General features: G+C 70.2%; 4 protein-coding genes and 1 pseudogene. 2 read left to right on the top strand and 3 right to left on the bottom strand.

The genetic code is table 11. The annotated features are described in order from the left end of the window. Positions 1-334: 334 nt before the first annotated feature. Both ABD323_RS39830 and ABD323_RS39825 read right to left on the bottom strand, forming a co-directional pair. Positions 335-640, bottom strand: a complete 306-nt coding sequence (locus ABD323_RS39830) for a hypothetical protein (RefSeq protein ID WP_344447000.1) — start codon at positions 638-640, stop codon at positions 335-337. 191 nt (positions 641-831) lie between these two features. Next, on the bottom strand, positions 832-1,713 hold the full coding sequence (locus ABD323_RS39825) for an SDR family oxidoreductase (protein ID WP_344446998.1): 882 nt from the start codon (positions 1,711-1,713) through the stop codon (positions 832-834). 98 nt (positions 1,714-1,811) lie between these two features. Here ABD323_RS39825 and ABD323_RS39820 point away from each other — a divergent pair, with 98 nt between their 5' ends. Further along, positions 1,812-2,387, top strand: coding sequence for a TetR/AcrR family transcriptional regulator (locus tag ABD323_RS39820; protein WP_344446997.1), 576 nt, complete (start codon positions 1,812-1,814; stop codon positions 2,385-2,387). A gap of 125 nt (positions 2,388-2,512) precedes the next feature. On the opposite strand, the pseudogene ABD323_RS39815 reads toward ABD323_RS39820, so the two are convergent. Continuing rightward, positions 2,513-3,549 (bottom strand): annotated as a pseudogene (locus ABD323_RS39815) (helix-turn-helix domain-containing protein). 91 nt (positions 3,550-3,640) lie between these two features. Here ABD323_RS39815 and ABD323_RS39810 point away from each other — a divergent pair. Beyond that, the gene (locus ABD323_RS39810; protein WP_344446996.1) at positions 3,641-3,949 is read left to right on the top strand and encodes an immunity 53 family protein; all 309 of its coding nucleotides are present in this window, start codon (positions 3,641-3,643) and stop codon (positions 3,947-3,949) included. Positions 3,950-4,132: the final 183 nt, after the last annotated feature.

Raw genomic sequence — 4,132 nt, 5'->3', positions numbered from 1 at the left:
AGGCGCCGGCAGGCCTCGCATGTAGGCCGGCGCCGACTCCCGCGACTCGCTCCGCGCGAGCCGGTGAGCAAACCGCTCATGCAGTCCAGCCAACCCACCCGACCAGCAACGAGCATCGAACCCGACAACCGTCACGGTAAGCACCGTTGCAGTACTCAGGGAGCGGGGACGAACCCGCGTGCCCTCCAGGCCCGTACCGGCTGCCGGGACAGCAAGGCGATTCCGTGCGAGGGGACATCGTCTCCCGCCGCGAGACCGCACCGGGCCGACCCCCAGGACGCACTCTGAGGCCGACCGCCCCGCAGCGCACAGACGCGCCAGGCTCCCGGGACCGTCAGGGCCCCTCGGCGGCGGGGGCCGGGTCGGCGGGGGTGATGAGGACGCGGTTGCCGAGGTGGTCGGTGCGGCGGCCGGCGTGCGCGAGGACGGCGGCGAGGTGCAGCGTGGCCTGGAACTCGTGGGACATCACCGTCGTGCTGCCGACCGCGCGGCCGGCGGTGTCCCGGTTCGGCGGCGGGCCGTCGACGGTTCGCCAGGAGACGCAGACGCCGTACGGTGTGGGTCGCACGACCGCGCCCGGCAGCTGGCCCAGGGCGTCATCGCCCAGCGGAACGCCGGCTGTGGTCAGTGCCGTTCGCACGCGGTCCAGAAGGTCTTGCTGCCGATCAGCCATAGAGACGAAGGCAAGGGGCGAGATGAACGGACGATGAATCAGCACGGAAGTCCAACTGATTCGATCGGCCTCGGGTGCCGTCGGCGGAGCCGGTGGTGGCGCGGTCCAGGGGCGCCTCATGCCGGCGGGTGCTGCCGCCGGCGTGAGGCGCCGCCTGGTCAGGCGAAGTAGTGGCCCTTGTCCAGGTCCTCGATGAGCCCCGGCCGGGTGGGCCGCCAGCCGAACAGCTCGCGGGTCAGCGTGCTGGAGGCGGGCTGGTCGACGGCGAGGATCCGGCCCAGGAAGGCGAAGTCCTCGGCCGGGACGGAGCCGGTCGGCAGGTTCAGGTGGCGGCCTATCACTTCGGCGATCTCGCGGATCGGCACGCCCTCGTCGCCGACCGCGTGCAGCACCGATCCCGCCGGGGCCTGCTCCAGCGCCAGGCGGAAGAGGTGTGCGGCGTCCAGCACGTGCACCGCGGGCCAGCGGCTGGTGCCGTCGCCGACGTAGCCGGCGACGCCGCCGGCGCGGCTGATGCCGATCATGCGGGCGATGAACCCGTGCCGGTCGCCGTCGCCGTGCACCGACCGGGGCAGCCGGACGACGCAGGAGCGCACGCCGCGGTCCGCCAGGGCGACAGTCACGCGGGCGGTCGCCTCCCGGCCGGCCGCGGGCGAGCCGGGGGCGCTCTGGTCGTGCTCGCTCGCCACGCTCCCGGGCACCGCCGGCGTCCCGGAGGCGATGACCAGGGGCTTGCCGGAGCCTTCGAGCGCTGCGCCGATCGCCTCGACGGCGTGGCCGTCGGTGTCGATCGCGGCCGCGAACCGCGCGAAGTCGTGGCCGAAGGCGAGATGGACCACCCCGTCGGCGTCAGTGGCTCCGGCGCGCAGGGCGTCCAGGTCCGCCAGATCGCCGCGGAGCACCTCGGCTCCGGCGGCGGAGACGGCCGCGGCCGAGGCGTCGGACCTGGCGAGCGCGAGGACTTGGTGACCGGCGCCGATGAGTTCGGGAACGAGGGCCGAGCCGATCCAGCCGGACGCGCCCGTGACGAAAACCCGCATGGGAGAACCTTCCGATCGCTGATGTCAGCGACTGATGTCAGTGACTGTTATCACCATACACAGCGATGTCATTCACTGTCATCACGTAGGATCACACCATGGGCAGATGGGAGCCGGGCGCACGCGGCAGACTGGCGCAGGCAGCGATGACGCTCTACGCCGAGCAGGGTTTCGAGAGGACCACCGCGGCTCAGATCGCCGCGCGGGCCCAGCTGACCGAGCGCACCTTCTTCCGGCACTTCGCCGACAAGCGCGAAGTCCTCTTCTACGGCACGGAGTCGGCGCGGGACCTGCTGACGAGTGCCGTCACCTCGGCGCCGGCCGGCACGGCGCCGATGGACGCGGTGAGCGCCGCTCTCGAAGCCCTGGCCGCCCAGTTCCAGGAGAACCCCGAGCGGGTCAGAGTGCGTGACGCCATCGTGTCGGCGAACGCCGAACTCAGGGAACGCGAACTGGTCAAGCTCGCCGGGCTCGCCGCCGCGATGGCCGACGCCCTGCGCGAGCGCGGCACTCCCGAGCCGGCCGCGAGCCTGGCCGCCGAGACGGGCATCGCCGTGTTCAAGGTCGCCTTCGCCCGCTGGATCAGCGACCCGGACCGGCCCGACCTGCCAGAGATCCTGCGCACGTGGACGGACGAGCTGCGCGGCGTGCTCGCGCAACACCCGGGCGCCTGAAGCGCGGTGCGACCTCTGACGGCCCGGTGGCAGCCGCAGGGGGTGCCACCGGGCCGTCCCGAGCCTGGCGACAGCAGAGCCTGATAGCTAGTGCTGTGACCGCATAGGTTCACCGGGTTGCTTGATCACGCGGCGAGGATGGGTCGTCCGCCCCAGCGGATGCCCTTCTCACTGCGGATGCGGGCGCGTTCTCGGCGTTTGGCGGCCAGGACGTCGGGGTGGCGCGCGTTGGCGTTTCGCCAGCGCAGGTAGCGGTGCAGCGCGCGGGTCTGGACGGTGTGATTGGGGTGGTTCGAGTTGGCCAGTGTGAATTGCCGCAGCGGCCCGAAGTGCGCTTCGATCGGGTTCGCCCAAGTGGCATTCGTCGGTGTGAAGCACAGATGGACGTTGTTTCGCCCGGCCCACCGGCGGATCTTGGTGCCCTTGTGGGCGGAGAGATTGTCCAGGATCACGTAGACCGGGGCGCCGTCGGGGCGGGCGGCTCGGATGGACTTGAGTGCGGCAAGGGTGTTCGCCGCGCCCTTACGGCGACGGTTGACGCCCCAGAGGTTGTCGTCGCCGATCGAGTAGCAGCCGTGGAAGTAGGTCACGCCGTGGGTGCGGTGGTAGGTCGCCGGGAGGCGGTCGGGCCGACCCTGTTCGGCCCAGCAGGAACCGCCAGTGGGGCGGATGCCGAGCGGCCCGAAGTTGATTCCTTCCACGTCTTGGTCCGTTGAAAGGTGACGCCGCGCCGGACGAGCAGGCAGCGCAGGGCCTCGCGGCCCAGGCGGATCACGCGGCCGTGGACCTTGCGCAGGTAGGCGGCGAGCTTGCGGATGGACCAACGGGTGAAGGGCTGTCCGAGCTTTGCCGGTCGGGTGGTGGCCGTCGCGATGACGAAGTCCTCGTCGTCAGCGTTGAGCAGGCGGGGACGGCCTCCCGCCCACTGAGGGTCCAAGCAGGCCAGGCCAATCTCGTTGAACCGGTGAAGGACATCGCGCACGGTGTCCTCATCAGCCGCTACCAACTGGGCGATCACCGGTACTCGATACCCGCCAGCCGACGCCAGCAGCATCATCGCGCGACGGTAGCGCACCGAGCTGGTGCTGCCCCGCCGCACGTTCTGCTGCAGGCGTTGCCCCTCCTGGTCGGTTAGTCTTCGGACTCGTACCGGCTCAGCCATCGCATCTCCACGGGCAGTTGGACCAGCCGCGTCCGATCCCCGACTCGCGACTCGCGACTCGCGACTCGCGACTCGCCTAGCATCTCCTGCCATGAACGACTCGGAGCATGCCCTCGACTGGCTGCAGGACTGGTACGCCGCGCAGTGCAACGACGACTGGGAGCACGAGTGGGGCGTGAAGATCGCCACGCTCGACAACCCCGGATGGACCGTCACCATCGACCTGGAAGAAACGGACCTGGAAGAACACGAGTACCCCCGCCACGACGTCAACCGCAGCGTGCACGACTGGGTCTGGGTGTGGACCTCCGAGAAGGTCTTTCACGCCAGGTGCGGCCCCGGCAACCTCGCCGAGGCCCTCACACTCTTCCGCTCCTGGGCGACCGCGAAGACTCCCTGAACAATCACGCGGCCCGAGACCCAACCCGGTGAACCTATGCGGTCACAGCTAGTACTGCAACGGTGCTTACCGTGACGGTTGTCGGGTTTCGCTCGTTGGGTTGTTCATGGGTGGGGACATGTCCGAGGTCGATGCTCGTTGCTGGTCGGGTGGGCTGGCTGGACTGCATGAGCGGTTTGCTCA

The organism is Kitasatospora nipponensis (assembly GCF_039528135.1).
Taxonomy (GTDB): Bacteria; Actinomycetota; Actinomycetes; order Streptomycetales; family Streptomycetaceae; genus Kitasatospora; species Kitasatospora nipponensis.
This window is presented reverse-complemented; position numbering and strand designations above follow the sequence as displayed.

Coding starts and splice junctions, on each gene's coding strand:
- ABD323_RS39825 (WP_344446998.1), bottom strand. CDS start 1,713: ATGCGGGTTTTCGTCACGGGCGCGTCCGGCTGGATCGGCTCGGCCCTC.
- ABD323_RS39820 (WP_344446997.1), top strand. CDS start 1,812: ATGGGCAGATGGGAGCCGGGCGCACGCGGCAGACTGGCGCAGGCAGCG.
- ABD323_RS39810 (WP_344446996.1), top strand. CDS start 3,641: ATGAACGACTCGGAGCATGCCCTCGACTGGCTGCAGGACTGGTACGCC.